Consider the following 25051-nt stretch of genomic DNA (forward strand, 5'->3'; position numbering starts at 1 on the left):
ACCGCCGGTCACACGCTCCACCAGTCACCGACACCGGCGCCCTCAGGCACCGACATCCGGATCAGCCGCAGGATCTCCGGCGGAGTGCAGCGCCTCCTCGAACATGACGAAGGTCTTCCGTCTGATGCCGCGCACCATCGCCTGTTCCCCCGGGGTGGGGTTGCGCCGCTCGCGCCGAGCTGAATCGAGAATCGCCGCCGCAGTCTCATAGAGGGCGAACACGGGACCGTCGCCGGACAGGTAATTCGACCGGTATCTCTCCACGTCCTGCACGAACTCCTCAGCCGAACGCTTCGCAACCTCACCTGAAGCGGCGAAGAGCAGTTCGCCGAGGAGGTCATCCTCCCGGCTCCAGCCGCCCGTCTCCATCACGACGCGCCACACCTGCGGCACCCCGCCCTCCGCAGCGACGACCTTCACAGGAGAGTCGTAATAGGAGTAGTAAGCGGGCAGATCGATGCCCACACCCGCGCCCGACATCACGTCTCCCCGATTGTCGACACCAACGCGTGCCAGAACAGCCGTTGCTGCTCACGCAGGATGCCGGTCACGAGGGCCCACTCCACCCCGGTCATCATCCTGCTGTCCTGCCGAGCAAGGCTGTCCAGGTCGCGACGAACCTCGTACAGGGCATGCTCCCAGACCGCTACCTCATCAAGGGCAGCCAGGTGCAGCCGGAACTCGGCGAGATGGCCGTTCGACATTTCCAGAACGAGCTGCACATCCCGGTAGCCGCTCTCCTGCGGGACGACGAACCTGTCCTCGCAACGCACTATCCGAATTCCAGGGCGATCGCACAGGCGATCGAGTGCCCGATAGAGATCACCCAGGGACCGGAACTCGACCTTCGCGCCGGCAAGGTCCCGGAGGAGGGAAACGTCACCCCGGTACTTGCGGACCTTGTCCTCGGCCCGTTGGCGGTCCTTGGGATGTCGCCTCCAACCGGCCGAGCCGACGACCGTATCGCCCTCATGCGCCAGGTCCACGGCGAGCCCGTTCAACTCTTCCTGCGCCACGACGGCGGCGGCATAGAGCGAGTCGAGGTATGCGGAGCGGTAGCCAGGGTCCGCCACCCGTCGACTGTCGAATCCTGGTTGCCGCACGTTCTCACCGGGCGTGGCAGCACGTTCACTGATCCGCAACTGCTCCGCAGAGAGCGGTGTCGGCAGCGGCACCGGCGGCTGCTGGGTGGCGATCTTCTCCGCGCCCTGTGCTGTCATCTCCTCGAGCACCGATCCGAGGGCGTCGATCGCCGCCGGATGCGAGGCCAGGTGGTGCAGCGTCAACGGACGGGCGGTCAGCGAGGTGGCCAGTTCGGGCGCGGCCAGGATCATGCGGGCGAGGTCCGGCCGACGCGCCAACTCCTGTAAGAGGGTGCCCGCGAGCGCCCGCTGCTGTCCGATGGGAGGGTCACGCCAGCTTTCGTCCAGCATCCGTACGACCCGCCGATCGCCGAGCAGCCTCGCCACGTCCGCCGCGTCCGCCTCGTTCAACTGCGGCACGAGCCGTCGGAGCATCGGGGCGTCGACGTGTGCACAGATTTCGGCAGGGGACAGACCGGCATCGAGGAGCCCGCCGAGATCGGCACCACCGGACAACAGTGTCGCGATCTCAGTGGGGCGTCCAGGCGTGGGCCGCTGCGGTTCATAGTCCTGGCGGGAGCCGGCAGGTCCCGGTGGTCGACCGATGTCTTCCGACGCCTGTCCCGCCTGGTCGGCAGATCCCGGCCCGTCGAGGAGGTGGACGCGGTTGAGATAGGGGTCGCCGTAGCCCTGCTCGTCGTCCGGCACCGCAGGGTGGTCGGGCAGGTCGGGACGGACGCTGAACCGTCCCCGCGCCAGCCCGCCCAACGGCATCGGTCGGCCGTCCCCGCCGAGGATCAGCGCGTCGATGCCGACGACGTTGTCAGGTCGCCGCCGGCCCGTGTGTCCGTAGAGCGGGCGGTCATGCACCGTGCCCGCCTGTGGGTCGAGATAGAGCACCGTGCCGTTCTGGTTGAGCGCCACCCAGGCGTGCGAACCGCCGTTCTCCCACTCGGTGATCAGGAAGGCGTAGCTACCGTGGCCGCCGAGGACGAGTTGGTCACGCAGGTTGCGGTAGCCGCGCTCGACCGACGTACGCAGGGCTGCCGGGCCCGGCCGGACACCCTCGTCGACAGCGAACAGCTTCTGGAACCGCCCGCCGGTGACCTCCTCCACCCGGCCGGGTCCACCGGTCTCACCGTTGACCGGACGCCGGACGTCGCCCTGCAGGTAGCCGTCGAACGTACGGGGTGCGGCCACCCTGGGCCGGCCGTGCAACCACGTCTCGTAGAGGGACAGGGTGCAGTCCAGGCAGTTGATGCCCCGGGTCGGATCGGCCTGCGGGCCCCCGTCGTTGGTCAGCGCGAACCAGCCGCCCTGCCGGGGGTCGGCGGTACGCACGACGCCGCCGTCCGCAGTGCGGGGCATCTGCCGTTCGAGGTCGGTCTGGTGCAGCGCGAGGGGATGGCGCAGCCCGCCGAACTCCCCGTACCGGCGGGAACGGTCGATGGGCGGTGGATCGTCGTCGCCGGTCAGCGCCGACCTGTCCCCCGTCTCGACCCCACCACCGGCCAACTCGGCCACATCGTCGTTGATGCGGCGGAAGTCGTCTGGATCATCGACAGTGACATCTGCGGGTGAGAGTCGGCCGTCGATGATCGCCGAGGCCCGGTCCAGTTCCCGATAGCTGTCGGCCTGCGCGCGGTGTGCGATCTGCTGATACCAGTTGGCCAGGTGGGAGCGGCCTTCGCGGTGCGCCTGGACGGCACGCCGGGCGGCACGATCTGCCCTCGCCTCGTGCTCACGGGCGACCTGTCGTCGGAGGTCGGCATCGTCCGTGCGTCGCCGGTCCTCGAACCAGTGTCGCTGTGCTTCGAAGTAGCCCTGGTAGCGACGCCGCTCCAGCGCCTCCCGCTCGGCCGCCCACCTGGCCGCGTACCACCGTGGGGTTCGGGGGCGGGGTGGTTCGTCGTTCGCCGATGGTCCCGGGTCGTCGGATCGCCCGGTGGTCGGGGAAGCCACGGGTCCGGGTGCCAGCGCCGCCAGGAGCGGAAACCGCCCGACCCGCTGCGGCCCGATGTCACCGTCGGCGGTGCCCGGTCGCTCCGGGGCGGTCGACGGGCCGTGCGGCCCGATGACCGGCACGCTGCTGGGCGATGGGACGGTCGTCGGAGCCGGTCCCACCGGCGCACCAGCCGTCGATCCGGGCGGGACGCCGGTCGTCGGGCCGGGCGGTACACCGACGGTCGGCACCGTACCCACCACGGGTGCCGGTGCCGCAGCGGCTCCTGTCGGTGGTCCGCCCGCCGTCGTCACGCCCCCGCCCGGATTGCCCTGGCCGGGGTCGGCAGCGTGGGGCACCGCCGTGTTGACCGCCTCCACGGGTCGACCTGCCGTGGCGGGGGAGGCAGCCTGATCCACCGCGATCGACGACAGGGTGGGGCTGTCGGACACCGGGCCGGCGGAGACCGACGGTGTCGCAGCGTCGACCGCGTGCGGGGCGACGGGTTCGGGTCGGGCCGGAGGTGCCGGCGAGGTCGGCTCGGCCGGCGAATCGACCTGGCCTGCGGCAGCGGCCCGGTCGGGGCCGGCCGGCCCCGGTGGGTCACGGGGTGGCAGCGGATCCGTTACCGCACCACCGGTCACGACGACCGGATCGGCCGGCGTTGCCGGCCTCGGTGCGAGGGTGTCAGCGGGCGACCGTGCGAGGACGTCGGCGGACGGCGTCACCTGGTCACCGACCGGCGGCGGAACGGGAAAGGCGTCGGACGGCGGGGAGGCGGAACCGGCGAGCGCGGTCAGCCGGGCGCGCAGCGCGGCGTCCGCCTGCCCGGTCGCCGAGCCGGCGACCCCGGACACGGCGGCCCGGCTGGCGTCCTCCAGCGACGGCATCCCCTGCCCGGTGGCCAGACCGGCCGCACCCTCCGCCAGCACCTCACCGGTCATCTCGCGGCCGACGTGTTCACCGACCCGGGCTGCACGCCCGCTGGCGTGCCGTCCCAGGCCCGCCAGCGGCGCGACCGCCCCGCCGGCCAAGCCGCCGAGCGCCGACGCACCGAGATCGGCGAGGTCCAGGCCGTGCCGACGACCGGTGGAGTTCTGGTACGCCTGCGTCGCCAGGCTGACCCCGGCCTCCTGCCCGGCCTCGAACAGGCCACCCTTGACCGCCCGCCTGCCGAGCCCGCGCATCCCCTCCCGGGCGACTTCCTTCGCGGCCCGCTCGCCGGCCTCCTTGAGGCCCTGCCGGAGCGCCTTCTTGGCCAGTTGGGCCAGTAACCGGCGGAAGATCTGCTGGATCACCAGCCGGCTGGCGGTGACCGCCGCGCCTGCTGCGGGTGAGGCGGCCCCGGCGGTGAGCGCGGCGGCGACGGCGAGCGCGAGCAGTTCCGCGACCAGGATGCCGAGTTCGATCCACACTTCGATCTTGGCGGCCTCGATGTCGCTGCCGCACTCCTCGACCAGACGCCCCAGGTCGGTGCTGACCGCCAGCAGTACCGGCAACGGGGCCTCGTCACCCTCGGCCAGCCGCCGCCACGCCGCCTCGAACGCCTCCGGCACGGCCCCGGTGCCGCCGTAGCCGCTGCGGACCTCGGTGGCGGCGGCGATCGCGTCGGCCCGGGGGCCGGTCAGGGCACCCGCCACCGCGTACCACTGGTCGGCGAGGTCCCAGACGGCGCGTTCGTTTCCCTCCGGCCACTCGACCCCGACCACCCAGTCGAGCGCCTCGTAGGCCCAACCCGGCAACTCCCAGGGGCTGTAGTCGAGCGGGTGCGGGATCGGGCTCGGCAGCACACTCACGGCTTCCCCCGCAGGTCAGCGCTGAGGGCCGCGCGGATCGGCCACCCCGTCGAGCCGCCGTCCGCTCGCCGTGTCCGTCCGGACGTTAGCGTCGACCGAGGTGACCACGTCCGTGCCGAGCCGTTCGAGGGACCGGCCGAGCCCGGCCCAGGCGCGCAGCAGGCTCTCCTCGTAGGCCCGGTAACTCCTGTCGAAGGCCGCGCCGATGTCGTCCCGACCCCACGGACGGCCGGCGCTGGCCCCGGCGATCTGCCCACCAAGCGCGGTCCGACGCGCCGACACCGACGCACCGGCCAGGTGCAGGTCCGCCCCGGCCCGTCGGGCCCGGTCGGGATCGAGCCAGAGGTGCCCCTCACCCATGCCGTTCCGCCTCCCGTCGGAGCACCGCGTCGGCGCGCCCGAGCAGTGCGCCGAAATCGCCGGTACGCAGGAACTCCACCGATCCCGAACCGGCCGGCAGGTGCGCGGCGACCAGTTCCTGGGTGGCCGTGGCGGCACGGGCGCAGGCCCGCTGCACCGTCGTGGTGATCTTCCGGCTCAACGCGTGGTGATCGCGGTCCCGGTAGACGGCGGCGTCCAACTCCACCGAGATCAGCTCGCCGCGCGCCCCCACCGTGGCGGTGACCTGGCCGTCGTCCGAGCGTTCCGTGACCCGCAACTCCGCCAGTTCGGCACGCAGGTCGTCCACACCGGACCGTAACCGCTGGTACTGGCCGTACACCTCGTCGAACCGCGCCCGGAGCGCCTGGTTCGCGTCCCGGTCCACCCTTTCGGCCAACGCCATCCTCCCCCGTCACCGTCAGTCAGGCGAACCATACCGGGCGCCACGATCCGGTGGGGTCCGGTAGTTTCGGGCCGTGATCGATCGACAACAGGCCGAGCAGCTCGCCGAGGTGTGGGCCCGACGGGATTCGCAGCGCCTCGGCCACGAGTGCCGGCCCACGCTCGACGAGTTCGACCTGGGCTACGTGATCCGGTCGACCGTCGACCGCGCCGTCGACACGAACCCCGGCGACCTGCCGACCACCGTCGTCGACAAGCAGACCGGCGAGGTCACCACCTGGCCCCGGGTGCCGGCGGCGGTGGTGCAGCAGATGTACCGGCGCAGCCGCCCCACCGGCACCCCGGCACCCCGCACCGTCGACCCGGCCAGCCTGCTGCTGCGCGAGATCCGGCGGCTGCCGACGCCCGCCGCCGTGGCCCACCTGACCGTCGAGGGCCGCACCTACGTCGGGCACGGCGTCAAGGGGGACGTACCGCCGCTGCGGCACCACCCCCTGGTCCGGGCTTACCTGGACGAACTGCCCGCTGGGCACCTGGTCCGTGGCGGCGACCGGCACGCCGAGCTGGTCGTCGTCTCGGACGTCCTGCACGAGTACGACCATCGACGCGCCGCCGCCGGTCTACCCCCGCTGACCATGCGCGAGGCGGAGTCGCTGCTGACGGCGACCGGAATCGACGTGTTCCTGGTCCGCGAACCAGGCGATCCGGACGCCGGCCCGGCGGAACGTCCCTGCGACTCCTGCCTGAACTTCCTGGTGCACTTCGCGGTCGTCGGCTGGTCGGAACTGGCGTTCACCAGGCAGTGGCGACCCGACAGGCAGGCCGTGCCAGAGGTGGGACGGTTCCCACCGGAGGTCGCCGACGCGCTGGTCAGTGCCGGATGGCGTCCGGGGCTCGGTGACGACGGGCTCGCCGAGGAGGCGATCGCGGAGGCGCGGGAGATATCCCACCGGCATCCTGACCTCACCTCTGCACTGGACGCCCTCACCAGATTCCCGGGGCTGGTGTCCGGCCGGCGCGGGCCCGGTCGGGAGGTGTGGATCTCGCGGTTCTCCGTCGATCCGGTGCACGCCGCGTACACCGCCGACACCCTGGCGGACTTCGGTGCCGTGCTCGGCGTGCGGCTCTTCCCGATCGGAGCGGGGCATCCGGACGCGATCCTGGCGGTGGACGACCGCGGCCGGGTCTTCGCGCTGGACCAGGCGGGCGAGTGGTTCCTCGGCGACGACATCGACGCCGCGCTGACCACCCTGCTGCTCGGCCTCGCCCCGCCCCGGGTCCGGGACGACGGCACCTGGTGACGAGGGAGGCGCGTGGGCTACAGCGGCATCCCGGTCAGCACCAGCACCCTCGGCTCGGTGTAGTCGTCCATCGCCGACCGCACGCCCTCCCGGCCGACGCCGCTGCCCTTGACGCCCCCGTACGGCATCTGGTCGGCCCGGTACGACGGCACGTCGCCGACGATCACCCCGCCCACCTCCAGCACCCGCGCGGCGGTGAACGCCACGTCGAGCCGGTGGGTGAACACGCCGGCCTGCAACCCGTACGCCGAGTCGTTGACGGCGGCGAACGCGGCGTCGTCGGTCTCCACCGACGCCACCACCAGCACCGGCCCGAAGACCTCCTCCGCGCAGACCTTCGCCGACGGCGGCACCCCGGTCAGCACCGTGGGTGGATAGCTGGCGCCGTCGCGGCGGCCCCCGACCTCGACGGTGGCCCCGGCGGCGACGGCCTCGTCGACCCACGTCTCGACCCGGCGGGCGGCCTCGACGGAGACCAGCGGCCCGACGTCGGTCGACTCGGCGGTCGGGTCGCCGGTGCGCAGCGACCGCACGGCGGCGACCAGCCGGGGCAGGAAGTCGGCGTAGCGTCGTTCGTGCACGAGGACCCGTTGTACCGCGATGCAGGACTGCCCGGCCTGGTAGTTGCCGAAGGTGGCGATCCGTCGGGCGGCGAGATCCAGGTCGGCGTCGGACGACCAGTCGGCGCAGATCACCGCCGCCGCGTTGCCGCCGAGTTCCAGGGTGACGTGCTTGTCCGGCACCTGACGGCGGATCTGCGCCCCGACCGGCCCGGAGCCGGTGAACGACACCACCGGCAGCCGGGGGTCGTCGACCAGGGCGGCAGTGCGGTCGTTGGGCAGCGGCAGCACCGACACCATGCCGGCCGGCAGGTCCGTGCCGGCGAGGATCTCCCCGAGCAGCAGCGCGGACAGCGGTGTCGCCGGGGCCGGCTTCACGATGATCGGCGCACCGACCGCGAGGGCCGGGGCGACCTTGTGGGCCACCAGGTTGAGCGGGAAGTTGAACGGGGTGATGCCGAGCACCGGCCCCCGGGGCACCCGCCGGACCAGGGCGATCCGGCCGGTCGCGGCGGCGTCGGTGTCGAGCCGCTGCAACTCGCCGGAGAACCGTCGGGCCTCCTCGGCCGCCCAGCGGAACGTGGACACCGCCCGGCCCACCTCGGCCCGCGCCCAGGTGACCGGCTTGCCGTTCTCGGCGGTGATCAGGTCGGCCACCTCGGCCGCCCGTGCGGCGAGTTCCCGGGACACGTGGTCCAGGGCCGCCGCCCGGACGTGCACGGGCAGCGCCGCGGCCTCCGCCGCCACCCGGGCCGCCGCGGCGACGGCGGCCTCGACCTGGTCGGGCGTGGCCCAGCTGGTACGCCCCACCACCCGACCGTCGTACGGGTGGGTCACGGTCACCTCGTCGTCGCCGTGGACGGCCCGACCGGCGACCCAGCACGCTCTCGGTTCCACGTCGGCAGCGTAGACGACAGGCAGTCGCACGGAAACAGTCGCCCAAGCCCTTGTCTGCCGCGAATTCAGTAGCCAAGATGGCAGTCAGACTGCGATTACGTCCGCTGACTTCACTCCCAGCCACCCCTGGAGAGACCTCACCATGAGCGACCAGCAGCAGCTACGCAACTTCGTCGACGGCGCGTACGTCGACCCGGTGGACGGCGGTCACGCCGACCTGATCGACCCCTGCACCGGTGACGTCTTCGCCCAGGCCCCCGTGTCCGGCGCGGCCGACGTGGACGCGGCGATGCGGGCCGCCGCGACCGCCTTCGAGACCTGGCGGGACACCACCCCGGCCGAGCGGCAGCGGGCGCTGTTGAAACTCGCCGACGCGGTGGAGTCCCGGGCGGCCGAACTGGTCGACGCGGAGGTGCGCAACACCGGCAAGCCGCGCCAGCTCACCGCCGAGGAGGAGCTGCCACCGGCGGTGGACCAGTTCCGGTTCTTCGCCGGGGCGGCCCGGCTGCTGGAGGGCCGCTCTGCCGGGGAGTACCTGGCGGGGCACACCTCGTACGTGCGGCGGGAGCCGATCGGCGTCTGCGCGCAGGTCACCCCGTGGAACTACCCGCTGATGATGGCGGTGTGGAAGATCGCCCCGGCGCTGGCGGCCGGCAACACGGTGGTGCTGAAGCCGTCGGACACCACGCCGGTGTCGACGCTGCTGCTGGCCGAGATCGCCGCCGAGTTCCTCCCGCCCGGGGTGTTCAACGTGGTCTGTGGCGACCGGGACACCGGCCGTACCCTGGTGGCGCATCCGACGCCGCAGCTCGTGTCGATCACCGGCTCGACCCGGGCGGGCATGGAGGTCGCCTCGGCCGCCGCGCCGGATCTCAAGCGGACCCACCTTGAGCTGGGCGGCAAGGCCCCGGTGGTGGTCTTCGACGACGCGGACGTGGCGGCGGCGGCCGAGGCGATCGCGACGGGCGGCTACTTCAACGCCGGCCAGGACTGCACCGCGGCGACCCGGGTGCTTGCCGGTCCCGGCGTGCACGACGACTTCGTGGCGGCCCTCACCGAGCAGGCCCGCAACACCCGCACCGGGGCCCCGGACGACGCCGACGTGCTCTACGGCCCGCTGAACAACGCCAACCAGCTCGCCCGGGTCAGCGGCTTCGTCGACCGGCTGCCCGACCACGCCGATCTGCACACCGGTGGCGCACGGGTGGGCGGGCGCGGCTACTTCTACTCCCCCACCGTGGTCTCCGGGGTACGCCAGGCCGACGAGATCATCCAGCAGGAGGTGTTCGGCCCGGTCATCACCGTGCAGCGGTTCACCGACGAGGACGAGGCGGTGCGCTGGGCCAACGGCGTCGACTACGGCCTGTCCGCCTCGGTCTGGACGCGTGACCACGGCCGGGCGATGCGGATGACCCGCCGGCTCGACTTCGGCTGCGTCTGGGTGAACACCCACATCCCGTTCGTGTCGGAGATGCCGCACGGCGGTTTCAAGCACTCCGGGCACGGCAAGGACCTGTCGGTCTACAGCCTGGAGGACTACACCCGGATCAAGCACGTCATGCACCACATCGAGGGCTGATCCCGTGAGCGCGAGGAGTGAGCCGGGTTTGCGAGCCCCGCAGTCGCGAACGAAAGACGGCACTGTGGTTTCCAGCGCGGAGCTGCACCGGCGGCGGGAGGCCGCCGTGGCCCGGGGCGTCGGCAGCGTCATCGACTCGTACGTGGACACCGCCAGCGGCGGCACGATCGTCGACGTCGACGGGCGGGAGTGGATCGACTTCGCCGCCGGCATCGCGGTCACCAGCGTCGGCAACGCCGCCCCGCGCGTTGTCGAGGCGGTACGGGCCCAGGTCGAACGGTTCACCCACACCTGCTTCATGGTCGCCCCGTACGAGTCGTACGTGGCGGTCTGCGAGCAGCTCAACGCGCTGACCCCGGGCACCTTCGCGAAGCGGTCGGCGCTGTTCAACTCGGGTGCCGAGGCGGTGGAGAACGCGGTGAAGATCGCCCGGCACGCCACCGGACGGCAGGCCGTGGTGGTCTTCGAGCACGCCTACCACGGCCGGACCAACCTGACCATGGCGTTGACCGCGAAGAACATGCCGTACAAGCACCGGTTCGGGCCGTTCGCCGGGGAGATCCACCGGGTGCCGATGTCGTACCCGCTGCGCGACGGCGGGCTGTCCGGGGCGCAGGCGGCGGCGCGGGCGATCGAGCTGGTGGACAAGCAGGTCGGGGCCGAGAACGTGGCCGCGCTGCTGATCGAACCGATCCAGGGCGAGGGCGGTTTCGTCGTACCGGCGACGGGTTTCCTGCCGGCGTTGCGCGAGTGGGCGACGGCGGCCGGGGCGGTGTTCGTCGCCGACGAGATCCAGACCGGCTTCTGCCGTACCGGCGACTGGTTCGCCTGCGACCACGAGGGCGTGGTGCCGGATCTGGTCACCCTGGCCAAGGGCATCGCCGGTGGCCTGCCGTTGGCGGCGGTGACCGGCCGGGCGGAGCTGATGGACGCGGTGCACGTCGGCGGTCTCGGCGGCACCTACGGCGGCAACCCGATCGCCTGTGCGGCGGCCCTGGCCAGCATCGCCACGATGCGGGAACTGGACCTGGCCGCCGCCGCGCGACGGATCGGGTCGGTGCTCGCCGACCGGCTGCGGGCGATCGCCGCCCGCGATCCCCGGATCGCCGAGGTACGCGGCCGAGGCGCGATGCTGGCCGTGGAGCTGGTCCGGCCGGGCGGCCTGGTTCCCGACCCGGCCGCCGCCAGCGCCGTCTCGGCGGCCTGCCACGCCGCCGGCCTGCTCACCCTCACCTGCGGCACCTACGGCAACGTGCTGCGGTTCCTGCCGCCGCTGGTGATCTCCGACGACGAGTTGGCCCGTGGGCTGGACATCCTGGACGCCGCCTTCGGCTGACGTCCACGCCCCCGACCGCCGGTACGCTCAGCGCACCAGCTCGACGAGGTTGCGCCGGATCACGTTCTTGCCCGGCTCCCGCAGCAGCTCCATCGCGGCGGCGTTGAGCAGCACGCAACTACCCGACGGCCCGCTCACCGACACCGTCGCCACCTTCCCGTTGTCCAGGTTCGTCACCCGCAACCGTGTCCCCACCGGGAACCGGTCACTCGTCGCGGCAGGCGCACCGGCCTCGGCGGAGAACGTGACCGAGCCGCTGCACGCGGTGGCCGCCACTCCGGTCGCCGGTGGTGTCGGCCGCTGGGTCACCGGAGGCTGGGCGGCACCGGGCCGGGTCTCACCGGGAGCCGGGGCTGCCGGCACGTCGGCACCGACCCGCTCGACCACGTTGCGCCGGATCACGTTCTTGCCCGGCTCCCGCAGCAGCTCCATCGCGGCGGCGTTGAGCAGCACGCAACTGCCCGACGGCCCGCTGACCGAGACCGTCGCCACCTTCCCGTTGTCCAGGTTCGTCACCCGCAACCGTGTCCCCACCGGGAACCGGTCACTCGTCGCGGCAGGCGCACCGGCCTCGGCGGAGAACGTGACCGAGCCGGAGCAGATGCTCGGCCGGGCGGACGTGGTGTCGGCGAACCCGAATCCGGTCCCCACCGCGACCACCGCCATGGCGACCACCGCCACCCCCGCCGCCAGTACGTGCTTGCGCTGCACCTTCACCACGCCTCCCGTCGTCGCCGTTGCCTGCACCGCCTGGTACGTCCCGGACCCGCCCCCCGTTCAACCCAACCCGCCGCCATCCCGCACTTCCGCTGTCGATCAAGGAATTGTGATGGCCTTTCCCACCCTTTGATGCCGATTCCTGCCCGCCACGACTCCAAGATCGACTGGCCAGGGGCGGGGTCAGGGGTGGAGGAGGTGGGCTATCTGGGTGGTGATCACGGAGGGGTGGCGGTAGAGGTCGTGGGCGGTGAAGTGGCGCATGCGCCAGCCGTGGGCCGCCAGCCAGTTCATCCGGGCGCGGTCGTGGTGGAGACGGTCGCGGTCGAGATGGGACAGGCCGTCGTACTCGATGCCGACCCGGGACCGTCGGTAGCCGAGGTCCAGTCGGTAGCGCCGGAAGCCCTCGTCATCCGACACCCAGATCTGCGGTTCCGGTGCCGGCAGCCCACCGTCGATCAGGACGAGCCGCAGTTGGCTCTCCTGCCGGCACTCCGACCTGGGGTCGGCCAGCCGTACCAGTTGCCGCGCCTGGTCGACGCCCCGCAACCGCGCGTGTCGGGCAAGCTCGACGGTCAACCCCTCGGGGCGACAGGCTCCCACCCGCAGGCACAGGTCGAGAAGTGGCAGTGCGTCCAGCCGGGCGACCGTGCGGGCCAGGTCCACCGCACACCGGTCCGCGGGTGCGCACGGCAGGCCGGCCACCAGGACCGGCTCGGGTACGGCAAGCACCGCCTGATGCACCACGACACCCCGAATCTGCGGCACCCTCCCGCCGGCGGGCACGATCACATGGAGATCGTCGCTGGGTACGGCCCCGAACCCGTGCAGTCGAGCGCCCGTCTGGAAGCCGACGACCACCCCCTCCGGAAGCCGACTCAGGAGCGCCTGCCACCGCACCACCTGCTCACCCAGCACCCCACCGACACCCCTCGAACGCCGCCCGCTCCCCGCCGCCCGGACCCTCCCCCACCCACCACCCTCCCCCGCCCCACTGACCTCCCCAGCCATACCGACGTCTCCCGGCCCGTAGACACCCCGCGCCCACCGGCGCAGTTCACCCGCACCGACCGCCCGCCGAACCCCCTCCCGACTCCACCCAGCCGACAACAACTCCGAGTACCGAATCAGCCGCCCCGCCACACCCACCCACCCTGCCCACCACCCCACCTCCCCACCACCCCCTGTGGATAACCCCCACCCCCTTCCACAACCCCCACCCGCCCCACCCAGCCCCGTCGATCATGGAGTTGTGGTGCTCCGCAAAAGTCATGGAAACCAACCAATCGCCCACCACGACTCCATGATCGACGGGCAGAGCGGTGGGCGCGAGCCCCAGGCAGGGTGGTGGCCGCGAGCCTCGGGCAGGGAGGGCGCGAGCTCTCAGCGGGGAGAGGGCCGCGAGACCCACACGGGGGGGCGTGAGACCCGGGCGAAACCGGGTGGGGTGGGGGTCAGCGTTCTTCTATTGCCCAGGGGGAGCCGTAGGCGGTGAGCAGGTCGAGGAAGGGGCGGGGTGGCAGCGCCTCCGGGCCGAGCACCCCGACCCCGGACCAGCCGCCGGTGGCGAGCAGTTCCAGCGCCACCACCGGGTTGACCGCGGTCTGCCAGACCACCGCCTGGTGGCCGTACTCCCGCATGGACCACTCGTTGTCGACCACGTGGTAGAGGTAGACCTTCCGGGGCCGACCGTCGACGCCGGTGCCGGTGACGTACGTGCCGGCGCAGGTCTTGCCGCGCATCCGGTCGCCGAGGGTGGCCGGGTCGGGCAGGCTGGCGGCGACCACGTCGCGCGGCGAGACCTGCACACCGCGCACCGAGACCGGGGTGGTCGAGTCGAGGCCGACCTTGTGCAGGGCCCGGAGCACCTCGATGAACTCGTCGCCGAGGCCGTACTTGAAGGTGACCCGCCGGGCCCTGACCCAGCGCGGGATCAGCAGCACCTCCTCGTGTTCGACGTTGACGCACTCGACGGGGCCGATGCCGGCCGGGAAGTCGAAGACCTCCGGTTCGCTGAACGGTTCGGTGGTGAACCAGCCACGGTCCCGTTCCCAGATCACCGGCGGGTTGAGGCATTCCTCGATGGTGGTCCAGATGGAGAACGACGGGGCGAAGTCGTAGCCGTCGACGGTGAGGTTCGCGCCGTCACGGATGCCGATCTCGTCGATGTCGGTGAACAGTTCGTCGGCGGCGTACCTGGCGAACACGTCGGACAGGCCCGGTTCGATGCCGATCCCGCACAGCGCCAGCCGACCGGCGTCCGCCCAGGTGGTGGCGGCGGCGAACTGCTCGTCGCCGAGCTTCACCCCGGTCTGGGTGTAGGGCCGGGCCGGGTGCGGGTGGGACAGCGACATCGCCATGTCCAGGTAGTCGGCCCCGGCGGCGAACGCCCCGTCGAAGATCGGCATGACGAAACGCGGGTCGACCGCGTTGAGCACGTGGGTGATCCGGTGTTCCCGGCAGAGCGCGGCGACCGCGTCCGCCGAGGCGGCGTCCACCCGGGCGGCGACGAACCGGTCGCCGTACCCGGCGACGGCCCGCTCGGCCCGGATCAGGTCGTAGTCGGCGACGACGACGGTGTCGAAGAAGGAACGGCGGGCGGCGATGGCGACGGCGGCGGAGCCGACCCCTCCGGCGCCGACGAGCAGGATACGCATCAGGAATCGAACCCCAAACCAAGACGATCGAGCGTACGGAGCCAGTGCTGACGCCGGTCGTCGTGCGCGTGCGCGTCGGCGCGGGCCGGCGACCGGCGGGTGAGGTTGGTGTCGGCGGCCGGACGGGGCAGGTCGGGGCGGTGGTGCGCATACCGGCCGGGCGTCGCCTCGGCGAGCGACCGGCCGGTATGCGGGAGGATCATGACGGGCCGGTCGCCCGTCGGCCGGGCGCGTCGGCGACCGGGAGCGCGGCCCGGCGGGCCCGTCGACCGCGCAGCATGCTCAGCCCGACGAGCAGCAGGGCGATGCCGAACATCGCCGTGCCGATCACGTTGACCTGTGGGGGGATGCCCCGCTGGGCGGCACCCCAGACGTACATGGGGAAGGTGACGGTGGTGCCGGCGTTGAAGTTCGTCACGATGAAGTCGTCGAAGCTGAGCGAGAAGGCCAGCAGGGCGGCGGCGACGATGCCGGGCAGCACCAGGGGCAGGGTGATCCGCCGGAACGTCTGCCACTCGCTGGCGTAGAGGTCCATCGCGGCCTCCTCCAGCCGCCGGTCCATCCCGGCGAGCCGGGCCTTGACCGTCACCACCACGAACGACACGCAGAACATCACGTGCGCGATGACGACGGTCCAGAAGCCCTGCGGCACCCCGGCGGAGACGAACAGGGCGAGCAGCGAGGTGCCGAGCACCAGCTCCGGCGTCGCCATCGGCAGGAAGATCAGCAGGTTGATCCCGCCGCGCCCCCGGAACCGGTGCCGGACCAGGGCGAACGCCATCAGCGTGCCGATCACCGTGGACCCGACGGTGGCGAGGAACCCGATCTGCACGCTGCGGACGACCGCGTCGCACATCTCGGGGGTGGCGCAGGGCTGTCGCCAGTTGTCCAGGGTGAACTCGTTGAAGTCGTACGACAGCCGGCTGGACGGGCGGTTGAGGGAGAGGCCGGCGACCACGGCGATCGGCAGGAACAGGTAGCCGAGCACCAGCAGCGCGACGATCATCACCCACCGGTCGGCCAACCACCGCGACACCCTCATAGCACTTCCTCCGTGCCGGCCCTGCGCAGGTAGACGAAGACCACCGCGAGGATCGCCGCCATCAGCAGGAAGGACAGGGCGGCGCCCTGCGGGTAGTCCAGCCGGACCAGGAACGCCGAGTCGATGACGTTGCCGATCATGTACTCGTTGGGGGTGCCGAGGAGTTCGGCGTTGATGTAGTCACCGGTGGCCGGGATGAAGAACAGCAGCGTGCCGGCGATCAGGCCGGGCATCGACAGCGGCAGGGTGACCCTGCGGAAGGCGCGCAGCGGGCCCGCGTACAGGTCGCTGGCCGCCTCCAGCAGTCGACGGTCGAGCCGCTCCAGGCTCGCGTACAACGGCAGCACCAGGAACGGCAGGAAGTTGTACGTCAACCCGAGCACCACCGCGACGGGGGTGGCGAGCAGCCGCCCGTCGGGGCCGAGCAGGTGGACGTCGCGCAGCAGCCCGACCAGCGCGCCGTTGTCCGACAGGATGGTCTTCCAGGCCAGGGTACGCACCAGGAAACTGGTGAACATCGGGGCGACCACGCAGACCAGCAGCAGGTTCTTCCACCGGCCGGCCTTCTGCGCGATCGCGTACGCCAGCGGGTAGCCCATCAGCAGGGCCAGCACCAGCGCCGCCCCGGCGTAGCCGAACGACCTGGCGAACTGCGGCGCGTACGCCTGCAACGCCTCCGGATAGTTGCCGAACGCCCAGGTCAGCGCGTACCCGGTGGAGAGCGAACCGGTCGGGTCGTAGAGGCTGGCGGCGGCGAGCTGCACCAGCGGCACGACGAAGAACAGCAGCAGCCAGGCCGCCCCCGGCAACAGCAGCAGATACGGCAGCAGCCGGTGCCGTCCGGGCCGGGCCGGTGGCGGTGCCCCGGTCGTCGGTGTCCCGCCGCCCAACTGGGCCAGTGCGGTCACGACGGTGCCCCGACCGGTTCGTCGAGCAGCGGGGTGGTGCGGTCGTCCTGGCCCGGCGCGCGGGGCAGCAGGAAGGCGTGCCGGGGGTCCCAGTGCGCCACCACGGACGCGCCGACGGGGTGCTGCCGGCCGACGCCGCTGTTCGCCGCGAACGCGGACAGTTCACTGCCCCACCCGGTGCGCACCAGGTACTGCGTGCTCACCCCCACGTACGACGCGTCGGTGATCACCCCTTCGACGTGCTGGTGGCCGGCGGGCACCTCGTCGGCGGTCTCGGCCAGGTGCAGTTTCTCGGGACGTACCCCCAGGTAGACCGGACCCCGGTCGACGCGGGCGCGGTCGACGGGCACCGAGAAGCGCGCGCCGTGCGCGGTGACCGGCACCTCGGGCCCGGCCGGGCCGGCGGCGTCGGCGGCGAGCAGGTTGGACTGGCCGAGGAAGTTCGCCACGAACGGGGTCGCCGGGTACTCGTAGAGTTCGGCCGGTGCGCCGAGCTGCTCGATCCGCCCGGCGTTCATCACCGCGACCGTGTCGGCCATCGTCATGGCCTCCTCCTGGTCGTGGGTGACGTGCACGAAGGTGATGCCGACCTCGGTCTGGATGCGCTTCAGCTCGATCTGCATCTGCCGGCGCAGCTTCAGGTCGAGCGCGCCGAGCGGCTCGTCGAGCAGCAGCACCTGCGGGTGGTTGATCAGGGCGCGGGCCAGCGCGACCCGCTGCTGTTGGCCACCGGAGAGCTGCGCGGGGCGACGCCTGCCGAACCCGTCGAGCTGGACCAGCGACAGCATCTGCCGGACCTGGCCGTCGACCTTGCGGATGCCGCGCCGCCGCAGCCCGAAGGCCACGTTCTCGGCGATGTCCAGGTGCGGGAAGAGCGCGTAGCTCTGGAAGACCGTGTTGACCGGCCGCCGGTACGGCCGCAGCCGGCTGATGTCCCGGTCGCCGAGGAGCACCTGCCCGCTGGTCGGTTCCTCCAGCCCGGCGATCATCCGCAGGGTGGTCGTCTTGCCGCAGCCGGATGCCCCGAGCAGGGCGAAGAAGGACCCCTGCGGGACGGTCAGGCTGAGGTCGTCGACGGCGGTGAAGATGCCGAACCGTTTGGTCAGGTGGGTCAGCCGCAGGTCACCGGCGGGTGCCTCGTTCGCCATCCCGCTCACGCCCCGATGACCTGCTGGAACTTGGACTCGTATTCCTTTTCCTGTTTCTCGTCCAGGGCCATGAACACCTTGGACTTCGCCAGCAGGGCGTCGTCCGGGAAGATCAGCGGGTTGGCGGCCAGCTCCGGGTCGATCTTCTCCATCTCGGCCTGGGCGCCCTTGACCGGGCAGATGTAGTTGACGTACGCGGCGAGCTTCGCCGCCACCGCCGGCTGGTAGTAGTAGTTGATCAGCTCTTCGGCGTTGCCCCGGTGGGTAGCCTTGTTGGGCACCAGCATGTTGTCGCTGAACAGCATCACCCCCGAGTCCGGCGCGACGAACCTGATTTTGGGGTTGTCGCCGGCCAACTGGATCACGTCGCCGGACCAGCCGACACACGCGGCGATGTCGCCCTTGGCCAGGTCGGGGGCGTAGTCGTTGCCGGTGAACCGGCGGATGTGCTTCGACTCGACGGCCTTACGCAGCTTGGTGAGGGCGTCGTCGAACTGGGCGGCGGTGAAGTTCGACGGGTCGTGCCCGTTGGACTGGAGCAGCAGGCCCATGGTGTCCCGCATCTCCGACAGGGCGGTCACCTTGCCCTTGAGGTCGGAGCGGGTGAGCAGCTCGTCGACGGTGCGGATCTCCCCGGTGACGCTGCCGTTGTAGGCCAGCCCGGCGAGGCCGGACTGCCACGGGATGGCCACCCGGTTCTCCTGGTCGAAGGAGCGCCCGCGCAGCGACGGCAGCAGGTTGGCCGCCACGTTCGGCAGCTTGGCCGGGTCGAGTTTCTGGATCCAGCCGAGCCTGATCATCCGGGCGGCCATCCAGTCGGTGAGGACGATGATGTCCCGCCCGGTGCTCTGACAGCCGGCCAACTGGTTCTGCACCTTGCCGAAGAACTCGTTGTTGTCGTTGATGTCCTCGGTGTAGGTCACCTGGATGCCGCTGGCGGCGACGAACGCGTCGAGGCTGGGCCGCTTCGCGGCGTCCTTGTCGTCCACGTCCATGTACTGCGGCCAGTTGGAGAAGGCGAGGGTCTTCTCCGTGGCGGACAGGTCGTCGCTCTTGCAGCCGGCTTCGGTCTGGGTGGCCGCCTTGGTGCCGCAGCCGGTGAGGCTGCCGCCCGTGGCGAGCAGGGCGGCCGATCCGAGGGTGCCGGTGAGCAGTCCACGCCGGGTGAGGGGCCGGAGGGGAGTACGCATATGACGACTCCTAGGGGTCGTCCGACGGCGGCGGGGACGGGGGTGCGGCGCCGGCGGGAGGGTCGGGTGCCTGAGACGACTGATCCTGGCATGAGGTCACCGCCCCCACAAGGGATTCCGTTGCTGGAATAGGCTGTGACGACGAATTACGCCAGCATGCGCGGGTGGCACTAGGCTCGACCCGGGGGAAACGGACATGGGGAGCGAACGATGACGATCCGGCAGCAGGAGCACGGCACCGGCGGGCGACGCGTCGCGGTGCGTGAGGGGGCCAGCCACGCGCTGTTGGACGACGTGGCGAAGCAGATCATCGAACAGTTGCAGGAGGACGGCCGCCGGCCGTACGCGACGATCGGCAAGGCGGTCGGGCTCTCCGAGGCGGCCGTCCGCCAGCGGGTGCAGCGGCTGCTCGACGCCGGGGTGATGCAGATCGTCGCGGTGACCGACCCACTCCAGCTCGGCTTCCCCCGCCAGGCCATGATCGGCCTGCGCACCGACGGCGATCTGGAGGCCGTCGCCGACCGGCTGGCCGGGTTCGACGAGATCGACTACGTGGTGATCACCGCCGGCTCGTTCGACCTGCTCGCCGAGGTGGTCTGCCGCAACGACGCCCACCTGCTGGAGATCCTGCAACGGCTGCGGTCGGTGCCCGGGGTGCTCGCCACCGAGGCGTTCGTCTATCTCAAGCTCCGCAAGCAGACCTACAGCTGGGGTACGGCCTGAGCCCCACCCCTTGATCCACACCCGTGGGCCGCACCAGCGGCATCCCCGCACCCGGACCCCGCCACGGGGCCGACATCAAGTCGGTCACCCGACCCGACCGGCCACGAGACCGGCCACGAGATCAGCGAGTGCGGAATCCGTCGCCTTTAAACCACACTCCCGCCGAATCCGTCGCCACCAACCCGAACAAGGCTTGCATTTCGCGGCGAGGCTGTGGGATAACCGAGGGCAGAGCGGCCGGTGTCCCCTCCTGACCCGGCCCGAGACCCGATGGGGCTGACATGGCCGACGCCACCGACCACCTCTGGATGCACTTCACCCGGATGGCCAGCTACGCCGCCGGGGAGGTGCCGACCATCGTGCGCGGCGAGGGCGCGTACGTCTGGGACGCGCAGGGCCGCCGCTACCTGGACGGGCTCGCCGGGCTGTTCGTCGTCAACGCCGGACACGGGCGCACCGAGCTGGCCGAGGCCGCCGCGAAGCAGGCCGGCGAGCTGGCGTACTTCCCGCTGTGGTCGTACGCCCACCCGAAGGCCGTCGAGCTGGCCGAGAAGATCGCCTCGCTGACGCCCGGCGACCTCAACCGGGTCTTCTTCACCACCGGCGGCTCGGAGGCCGTCGAGGCGGCGTGGAAGCTGGCCCGCGCCTACTTCAAGCGCACCGGCAGGCCGACCAAGCACAAGGTGGTCAGCCGCTACCTCGCCTACCACGGCACCTCGATGGGCGCGCTGTCGATCACCGGGCTGCCCGGCATCAAGACCGACTTCGAGCCGTTGGTGCCCGGCGGGATCAAGGTGCCGAACACCAACTTCTACCGGGCCCCCGAGCACGGCGACTCGCCCGAGGCGTTCGGTGCCTGGGCCGCCGACGAGATCCGCCGGGCCATCGAGCGGGAGGGGCCGGACACCGTGGCGGCGGTGTTCTTGGAGCCGCTGCAGAACTCCGGCGGCTGCTTCCCGCCGCCGCCCGGCTACTTCCAGCGGGTACGCGAGATCTGCGACGCGTACGACGTGCTGCTCGTCTCCGACGAGGTGATCTGCGCCTGGGGGCGGCTCGGCGAGTACTTCGGTGCCGCCCGGTACGGCTACCAGCCCGACATCGTCACCACCGCCAAGGGCATCACCTCCGGCTACGCCCCGCTCGGCGCGATGATCGCCAGCGACCGGCTGATGGAACCCTTCCTCACCGAGACCGGCATGTTCGCCCACGGGGTGACCTTCGGCGGCCACCCGGTGTCCTGCGCGGTGGCCCTGGCCAACCTGGAGGTGTTCGCCCGGGAGGACCTGATCGGCCACGTCCGGGCCAACGAGGACGCCTTCCGGACCACCCTGGAGAAGCTCACCGACCTGCCGATCGTCGGCGACGTCCGGGGTGACGGCTACTTCTACGGCATCGAGCTGGTCAAGGACAAGGCGACGAAGGCCACCTTCGACGAGGCCGAGTCGGAGCGGCTGCTGCGCGGCTTCCTGTCCTCGGCACTGTTCGCGGCCGGGCTCTACTGCCGGGCCGACGACCGGGGTGACCCGGTGGTCCAGCTCGCCCCGCCGCTGATCGCCGGGCAGGAGCAGTTCGACGAGATGGAGCAGATCCTGCGCGCCGTCCTCACCGAGGCGTGGTCCCGCCTGTAGACCACCGGCGCTCTCCCCCGGAGCCGCACATGCGCTACCAGGAACTGTCCCACTGGCTGTCCACCGTGGACGACCCGTTGACCCCGCGGCCGGCGTTGCCCGGCGACACCGACGCCGACGTGGTGGTCGTCGGTGCCGGCTACACCGGACTGTGGACGGCGTACTATCTCGCCCGCGCCGATCCGACGCTGCGGATCGTCGTGCTGGAGGCCGAGATCGCCGGCTACGGCGCGTCCGGGCGCAACGGCGGGTGGTGCTCGGCGCTGTTCCCGACCGCGCTGCCGGCGCTGGCCCGTCGGCACGGCCCGGCGTCGGCGCTGGCGATGCAGCGGGCCATGCACGACACCGTCGCCGAGGTCGGTCGGGTGGTAGTCGCCGAGGGGATCGACTGCGACTGGCGGCACGGCGGGACGGTGCTGCTGGCCCGGACCGACGTGCAGCTCGGCCGGGCCCGGGCCGCCGTCGCCGAGGCCCTCGAACACGGGCTCGACCCCGACGACCTGGTGCTGCTCGACGCCGCCGGGGCCGCCGCCCGGTGCGCCGCCGAGGGGGTACGCGGCGGCACGTACACCCCGCACTGCGCGGCCGTGCACCCGGCGAAGCTGGTCCGGGGGCTGGCCCGCGCGGTGTGCCGGCTCGGGGTGCGGCTGCACGAGCGTTCCCCGGTCACCGCGATCCGGCCCGGCGCGGTGGTCACCCCGCACGGCACGGTACGGGCGGAGGTGGTCGTACGGGCCACCGAGGCGTACACCCCGGCGCTGCCCGGCCACCGCCGCACCGTCGCCCCGGTGTACTCGCTGATGGTGGTGACCGCGCCGCTGCCCGAGTGCACGTGGGAGCGGATCGGGCTGGCCGGCCGGGAGACCTTCTCCGACTACCGGCACCTCATCGTGTACGGCCAGCGTACGGCCGACGGGCGGCTCGCCTTCGGCGGGCGGGGTGCCCCGTACCATTTCGGCTCCCGGGTCTCCCCCGGCTACGACCGGGAGCCCCGGGTCTTCGCCGCGCTACGTCGGACGCTGGGGGAACTCTTCCCGGTGCTCGGGCCGGACGTGCCGGTCGAGCATGCCTGGGGCGGCCCGCTCGGGGTGGCCCGGGACTGGTCCGCCTCGGTCGGGCTGGACCGGTCGACCGGGCTGGCCTGGGCCGGCGGCTACGTCGGCGACGGGGTGGGGACGAGCAACCTGGCCGGCCGTACCCTCGCCGACCTGGTCCGGGGCGTTGCGTCGGAGCTGACGGCGTTGCCGTGGGTGGGCCACCGCTCCCCCCGCTGGGAGCCGGAACCGCTGCGCTGGCTGGCGATCAACGCCGGCCTCCGGGTGATGTCCTCGGCCGACGAGGTCGAACGCCGCACCGGCCGCCCGGCCCGCCGCGCCACCGCCCTCTCCCCCCTCCTCGGCCACTGACCCCCGCCCTGCCTCCCCTCCTCACCCGCCCGCTCCCCCACCGCTGACGCCCCGGTGATCAAGAGGTTCGCGTCACGGTCGAGCATCAGACTGACGCAGACCTCTTGATCACCGGGGAGAGCCGGGGGCGGAGGGGGCCGGGGCAGCGGGGGGAGGGGGTTAGTGGTTGGGGGGGATTACGCGGAGGTGGCCTCGGCGGCCGGTGGGCGGGGTCTGGGGGTTGGGGTGGTGGGGGTCGTGGTCGTCCTGGGGCGGGCGGGGGGCGACCGGGCGGGCCGCCTCGCGGACGGCTTCGGCCAGGGCGACCAGGTCGTCGGTGGTGGGCGGCGGCGGTTCGAACTCGCCCTCGTGCCGGACGACGTCCCAGCCCCGGGGGGCGGTCAGGCTCCGCGCGTGCTGCTCACACAGGTCGTACGTGTGCGGCTCGGCGAATGCCGCCAGCGGGCCCACCACCGCCGTCGACTCGTTGTAGACATAGGTCAATGTGGCGACCGCTTGCCGGGGGCAGCCGTTACGGGAGCAGCGCCGTGGTGACCTCACGTGCGGCAGGGTATCCCCATTACCGGGTCCGGCGCACCGGTTCGCTTTGCGACACGCCCGTCACCGTGATCACAATTCGCACCTGGTGCTTCCGCCGCGCCCGTCGGCGCGCGCCGCCACGGGCCGGGGCGGGCCGAGGGCTACCCTTTGGCTCATGACGAGCCCGGAACACCGCCGCCCCGGCTCCGGCCGGCGCAACCACCGCGACCGCCACGGACGTGGCCTGCGCGGGCGGCTGGTGCCGGCGACCGTGCCGCTGGCCCGGACCAAGGCCGAGATCTTCGACGACCTGGTGCTGGACACGGTGGAGACGCTGGAGCGCCGGTTCGCCACGGAGCTGGCCGGCGTCGAGTTCGCCGTCGAGGACGTCCCCCCGGACCTCAACGTCTACGACTCCGACGTGCTGGAGGACGGCGAGGTGCCGCTGGCCCGGTTGCTGCCCGGCCGGCCGGGTCGGCAGGAGGTGCCGCCCCGGATCGTGCTCTACCGCCGGCCGCTGGAGTTCCGGGCGATGGACCGTGAGGACCTGGCCGACCTGGTCCATGACGTGATCATCGAACAGGTGGCGAACCTGCTCGGGGTCGACCCGGACGAACTGGCCTGACCGCCGGGCCGACCGTGCCCCGGCCCCACCCCGACCGGTAGTTCCCCCGTGGACACGGTCCCGGCCCTGCTCCGCCGGCCCGACGTCGGTCACCCCCGCGACCCCCGTCGGGCGTGAGCCGGGCGGCCCCCACCGCCCCGGCTCGACCCGTCGGCTCAGGCGGCCCGCCGCTTGAGCTTGCGCCGCTCCCGCTCGGAGAGCCCACCCCAGATCCCGAACCGCTCGTCGTGCCCGAGCGCGTATTCCAGGCATTCCGTCTTGACCTCGCACCGCGAACAGATCCGCTTCGCCTCGCGGGTCGAGCCGCCCTTCTCGGGGAAGAACGCTTCCGGGTCGGTCTGCGAGCACAGTGCCCGCTCCTGCCACTCCGGCGCGTTTCCGAGCAGGTCGGCCACCTCAAGCTGGCCGTCCATCAGATGCCTCCTTGTCGCGCACCGACGTCACCGCCGCTGCAACCCCCCACGCGAAAGGCGTGCTTGTCCGTCCGGTCCCTATTTGTTGCGTTCCGCGCGAACAACCCCATCGAAATTACACGCGTGTAATGCGTGCGCCGTCAAGCCGAACTTGATAATGGAGTCGCCCTCCCGACACGCCGCCGGACGGTCACCGGACCACCCGGCCCTCGCAACCTGCCCTATCGATTCAGACCCCGGGCGAGTAACGCCCCCTCCGGCGAGTTGCCCCAGATTTCTGCCGTGGCGTCGCCGCCCCGGACGACACCCGGGAACGCCGTCGGACACTCCGTCCGACCGTCTCGCCAAGATCATGAGCATGGTGGGGGACAGGTTAACGCGGTTGGCCCCGGACCGCCCGTCCAGCCGGAAATGCCGACAGCGCCCCGTCCACAATGTGGACGGGGCGCTCGGGTCGGGATGCCGTGACGGCGCTCAGGTCGACCGGGATGGGCTGCTCGGCCAGACGAACTCGGCGATCGCCCCACCGTTGACGGAAATCGTTCCGGCGGGTGTCTCCTCGTCCCACCAGACGGTATAGAGACCCGCGGTCAGATCCGGGTAGACGGCACTGTGGAACACCCCGTCCCGGACGATCCGCTCCCGGACGGCGGAGTGCGTCCGCACCGCGCCGTCCTGGTCGACCCGGCTGATCTCGATCTCCCGACCGTGCAGGTCACGTCCGGTGTAGATGATCAGGGCACCCATCTCCCCGCCGACGTCGAGCATCACCGTGCCGCTCTCCGTCGGCCCGTACTGG

Annotated in this window: 23 protein-coding genes and 1 pseudogene; 7 read left to right on the plus strand and 17 right to left on the minus strand. The window is 71.9% G+C overall.

Features of this window, described 5'->3' with window-relative positions; translation table 11 throughout:
- Positions 1–42 precede the first annotated feature (42 nt).
- The 4 genes from ACN265_RS26545 to ACN265_RS26560 are packed head-to-tail and all read right to left on the minus strand — an operon-like array spanning position 43 to position 5604.
- Positions 43–480, minus strand: coding sequence for a hypothetical protein (locus ACN265_RS26545; RefSeq protein ID WP_357931681.1), 438 nt, complete (start codon positions 478–480; stop codon positions 43–45).
- Positions 480–4820 carry a toxin glutamine deamidase domain-containing protein gene (locus ACN265_RS26550; RefSeq protein WP_421410331.1) on the minus strand — a complete coding sequence of 1447 codons (4341 nt, stop codon included), beginning with the start codon at positions 4818–4820 and terminating at the stop codon, positions 480–482. The genes ACN265_RS26545 and ACN265_RS26550 overlap by 1 nt, the downstream gene beginning before the upstream one ends.
- 15 nt (positions 4821–4835) lie before the next feature.
- Entirely contained in the window at positions 4836–5180 is a 345-nt protein-coding gene (locus tag ACN265_RS26555; protein WP_421410333.1) for a hypothetical protein, read from the minus strand.
- A complete protein-coding gene (locus tag ACN265_RS26560; protein WP_420117867.1) occupies positions 5173–5604 on the minus strand; it encodes a YbaB/EbfC family nucleoid-associated protein in 432 nt (143 codons plus the stop codon). The genes ACN265_RS26555 and ACN265_RS26560 overlap by 8 nt, the downstream gene beginning before the upstream one ends.
- Positions 5605–5677: 73 nt before the next feature.
- Between ACN265_RS26560 and ACN265_RS26565 the strand changes: the two genes are divergently transcribed.
- Positions 5678–6904 (plus strand): SUKH-3 domain-containing protein, encoded by a 1227-nt coding sequence (locus ACN265_RS26565; RefSeq protein ID WP_420117868.1) that lies wholly within the window; start codon positions 5678–5680, stop codon positions 6902–6904.
- A 17-nt stretch (positions 6905–6921) separates the two neighbouring features.
- Here ACN265_RS26565 and ACN265_RS26570 read toward each other — a convergent pair whose 3' ends face one another.
- Positions 6922–8361, minus strand: a complete 1440-nt coding sequence (locus ACN265_RS26570) for an aldehyde dehydrogenase family protein (protein WP_421410336.1) — start codon at positions 8359–8361, stop codon at positions 6922–6924.
- A gap of 142 nt (positions 8362–8503) precedes the next feature.
- On the opposite strand from ACN265_RS26570, the gene ACN265_RS26575 reads away from it, so the two are divergent.
- Together ACN265_RS26575 and gabT are read left to right on the plus strand one after the other, a co-directional pair.
- The gene (locus tag ACN265_RS26575; protein WP_357931699.1) at positions 8504–9940 is read left to right on the plus strand and encodes a gamma-aminobutyraldehyde dehydrogenase; all 1437 of its coding nucleotides are present in this window, start codon (positions 8504–8506) and stop codon (positions 9938–9940) included.
- 64 nt (positions 9941–10004) lie between these two features.
- Positions 10005–11276 (plus strand): 4-aminobutyrate--2-oxoglutarate transaminase, encoded by a 1272-nt coding sequence (gene gabT / locus ACN265_RS26580; protein ID WP_421410340.1) that lies wholly within the window; start codon positions 10005–10007, stop codon positions 11274–11276.
- Between the two features lie 27 nt (positions 11277–11303).
- Here the strand turns inward: gabT and ACN265_RS26585 are convergent, their stop codons facing one another.
- The 9 genes and pseudogenes from ACN265_RS26585 to ACN265_RS26625 all read right to left on the minus strand — a co-directional run bounded on the left by ACN265_RS26585 (position 11304) and on the right by ACN265_RS26625 (position 18938).
- Positions 11304–11993 (minus strand): hypothetical protein, encoded by a 690-nt coding sequence (locus tag ACN265_RS26585; RefSeq protein WP_421410341.1) that lies wholly within the window; start codon positions 11991–11993, stop codon positions 11304–11306.
- 183 nt (positions 11994–12176) lie between these two features.
- Positions 12177–12737 carry an endonuclease domain-containing protein gene (locus tag ACN265_RS26590; RefSeq protein WP_421411629.1) on the minus strand — a complete coding sequence of 187 codons (561 nt, stop codon included), beginning with the start codon at positions 12735–12737 and terminating at the stop codon, positions 12177–12179.
- A 333-nt stretch (positions 12738–13070) separates the two neighbouring features.
- Positions 13071–13163: pseudogene (locus tag ACN265_RS26595) on the minus strand (hypothetical protein); the annotation flags it as partial.
- Between the two features lie 284 nt (positions 13164–13447).
- Positions 13448–14650, minus strand: a complete 1203-nt coding sequence (locus tag ACN265_RS26600) for a saccharopine dehydrogenase family protein (protein ID WP_421410343.1) — start codon at positions 14648–14650, stop codon at positions 13448–13450.
- Positions 14650–14853, minus strand: a complete 204-nt coding sequence (locus ACN265_RS26605; protein ID WP_421410346.1) for a hypothetical protein — start codon at positions 14851–14853, stop codon at positions 14650–14652. The genes ACN265_RS26600 and ACN265_RS26605 overlap by 1 nt, the downstream gene beginning before the upstream one ends.
- Positions 14850–15692 (minus strand): ABC transporter permease, encoded by an 843-nt coding sequence (locus ACN265_RS26610; protein ID WP_420117949.1) that lies wholly within the window; start codon positions 15690–15692, stop codon positions 14850–14852. The genes ACN265_RS26605 and ACN265_RS26610 overlap by 4 nt, the downstream gene beginning before the upstream one ends.
- Positions 15689–16591 (minus strand): ABC transporter permease, encoded by a 903-nt coding sequence (locus ACN265_RS26615; RefSeq protein ID WP_421411631.1) that lies wholly within the window; start codon positions 16589–16591, stop codon positions 15689–15691. Before ACN265_RS26615 ends, ACN265_RS26610 begins: the two co-directional genes overlap by 4 nt.
- 5 nt (positions 16592–16596) lie before the next feature.
- Positions 16597–17748: an ABC transporter ATP-binding protein gene (locus ACN265_RS26620; RefSeq protein WP_421411633.1), complete on the minus strand. Its 1152-nt coding sequence runs from the start codon at positions 17746–17748 to the stop codon at positions 16597–16599.
- 5 nt (positions 17749–17753) lie between these two features.
- Positions 17754–18938: a polyamine ABC transporter substrate-binding protein gene (locus ACN265_RS26625; RefSeq protein WP_421410348.1), complete on the minus strand. Its 1185-nt coding sequence runs from the start codon at positions 18936–18938 to the stop codon at positions 17754–17756.
- 210 nt (positions 18939–19148) lie between these two features.
- Between ACN265_RS26625 and ACN265_RS26630 the strand changes: the two genes are divergently transcribed.
- The 3 genes from ACN265_RS26630 (at position 19149) to ACN265_RS26640 (ending at position 22695) form a co-directional block, all read left to right on the plus strand.
- Positions 19149–19661: an Lrp/AsnC family transcriptional regulator gene (locus tag ACN265_RS26630; RefSeq protein WP_145918000.1), complete on the plus strand. Its 513-nt coding sequence runs from the start codon at positions 19149–19151 to the stop codon at positions 19659–19661.
- 281 nt (positions 19662–19942) lie between these two features.
- Complete coding sequence (locus tag ACN265_RS26635) at positions 19943–21289, plus strand: aspartate aminotransferase family protein (protein ID WP_421410351.1); 1347 nt, start codon at positions 19943–19945, stop codon at positions 21287–21289.
- Positions 21290–21318: 29 nt separating this feature from the next.
- Positions 21319–22695, plus strand: coding sequence for an NAD(P)/FAD-dependent oxidoreductase (locus tag ACN265_RS26640; protein ID WP_420117952.1), 1377 nt, complete (start codon positions 21319–21321; stop codon positions 22693–22695).
- 159 nt (positions 22696–22854) lie between these two features.
- Here ACN265_RS26640 and ACN265_RS26645 read toward each other — a convergent pair whose 3' ends face one another.
- The gene (locus ACN265_RS26645) at positions 22855–23235 is read right to left on the minus strand and encodes a DUF3499 domain-containing protein (RefSeq protein WP_194822950.1); all 381 of its coding nucleotides are present in this window, start codon (positions 23233–23235) and stop codon (positions 22855–22857) included.
- 154 nt (positions 23236–23389) lie between these two features.
- Between ACN265_RS26645 and ACN265_RS26650 the strand changes: the two genes are divergently transcribed.
- Positions 23390–23839, plus strand: a complete 450-nt coding sequence (locus ACN265_RS26650; RefSeq protein WP_088642935.1) for a metallopeptidase family protein — start codon at positions 23390–23392, stop codon at positions 23837–23839.
- 155 nt (positions 23840–23994) lie between these two features.
- On the opposite strand, the gene ACN265_RS26655 is transcribed toward ACN265_RS26650, so the two are convergent.
- Together ACN265_RS26655 and ACN265_RS26660 are read right to left on the minus strand one after the other, a co-directional pair.
- The gene (locus ACN265_RS26655; protein ID WP_007455784.1) at positions 23995–24252 is read right to left on the minus strand and encodes a WhiB family transcriptional regulator; all 258 of its coding nucleotides are present in this window, start codon (positions 24250–24252) and stop codon (positions 23995–23997) included.
- Between the two features lie 474 nt (positions 24253–24726).
- On the minus strand, positions 24727–25020 hold the full coding sequence (locus ACN265_RS26660) for a phospholipase (protein ID WP_204928306.1): 294 nt from the start codon (positions 25018–25020) through the stop codon (positions 24727–24729).
- Positions 25021–25051 lie beyond the last annotated feature (31 nt).

It is taken from the genome of Micromonospora sp. WMMD730, from assembly GCF_049178955.1.
GTDB lineage: Bacteria > Actinomycetota > Actinomycetes > Mycobacteriales > Micromonosporaceae > Micromonospora > Micromonospora wenchangensis.

Coding starts and splice junctions, on each gene's coding strand:
- ACN265_RS26545 (WP_357931681.1), bottom strand. CDS start 480: ATGTCGGGCGCGGGTGTGGGCATCGATCTGCCCGCTTACTACTCCTAT.
- ACN265_RS26655 (WP_007455784.1), bottom strand. CDS start 24,252: ATGGACGGCCAGCTTGAGGTGGCCGACCTGCTCGGAAACGCGCCGGAG.
- ACN265_RS26610 (WP_420117949.1), bottom strand. CDS start 15,692: ATGAGGGTGTCGCGGTGGTTGGCCGACCGGTGGGTGATGATCGTCGCG.
- ACN265_RS26560 (WP_420117867.1), bottom strand. CDS start 5,604: ATGGCGTTGGCCGAAAGGGTGGACCGGGACGCGAACCAGGCGCTCCGG.
- ACN265_RS26630 (WP_145918000.1), top strand. CDS start 19,149: ATGACGATCCGGCAGCAGGAGCACGGCACCGGCGGGCGACGCGTCGCG.
- ACN265_RS26575 (WP_357931699.1), top strand. CDS start 8,504: ATGAGCGACCAGCAGCAGCTACGCAACTTCGTCGACGGCGCGTACGTC.
- ACN265_RS26600 (WP_421410343.1), bottom strand. CDS start 14,650: ATGCGTATCCTGCTCGTCGGCGCCGGAGGGGTCGGCTCCGCCGCCGTC.
- ACN265_RS26650 (WP_088642935.1), top strand. CDS start 23,390: ATGACGAGCCCGGAACACCGCCGCCCCGGCTCCGGCCGGCGCAACCAC.
- ACN265_RS26625 (WP_421410348.1), bottom strand. CDS start 18,938: ATGCGTACTCCCCTCCGGCCCCTCACCCGGCGTGGACTGCTCACCGGC.
- ACN265_RS26635 (WP_421410351.1), top strand. CDS start 19,943: ATGGCCGACGCCACCGACCACCTCTGGATGCACTTCACCCGGATGGCC.
- ACN265_RS26660 (WP_204928306.1), bottom strand. CDS start 25,020: ATGCTCGACGTCGGCGGGGAGATGGGTGCCCTGATCATCTACACCGGA.
- ACN265_RS26555 (WP_421410333.1), bottom strand. CDS start 5,180: ATGGGTGAGGGGCACCTCTGGCTCGATCCCGACCGGGCCCGACGGGCC.
- ACN265_RS26620 (WP_421411633.1), bottom strand. CDS start 17,748: ATGGCGAACGAGGCACCCGCCGGTGACCTGCGGCTGACCCACCTGACC.
- ACN265_RS26640 (WP_420117952.1), top strand. CDS start 21,319: ATGCGCTACCAGGAACTGTCCCACTGGCTGTCCACCGTGGACGACCCG.
- ACN265_RS26605 (WP_421410346.1), bottom strand. CDS start 14,853: ATGATCCTCCCGCATACCGGCCGGTCGCTCGCCGAGGCGACGCCCGGC.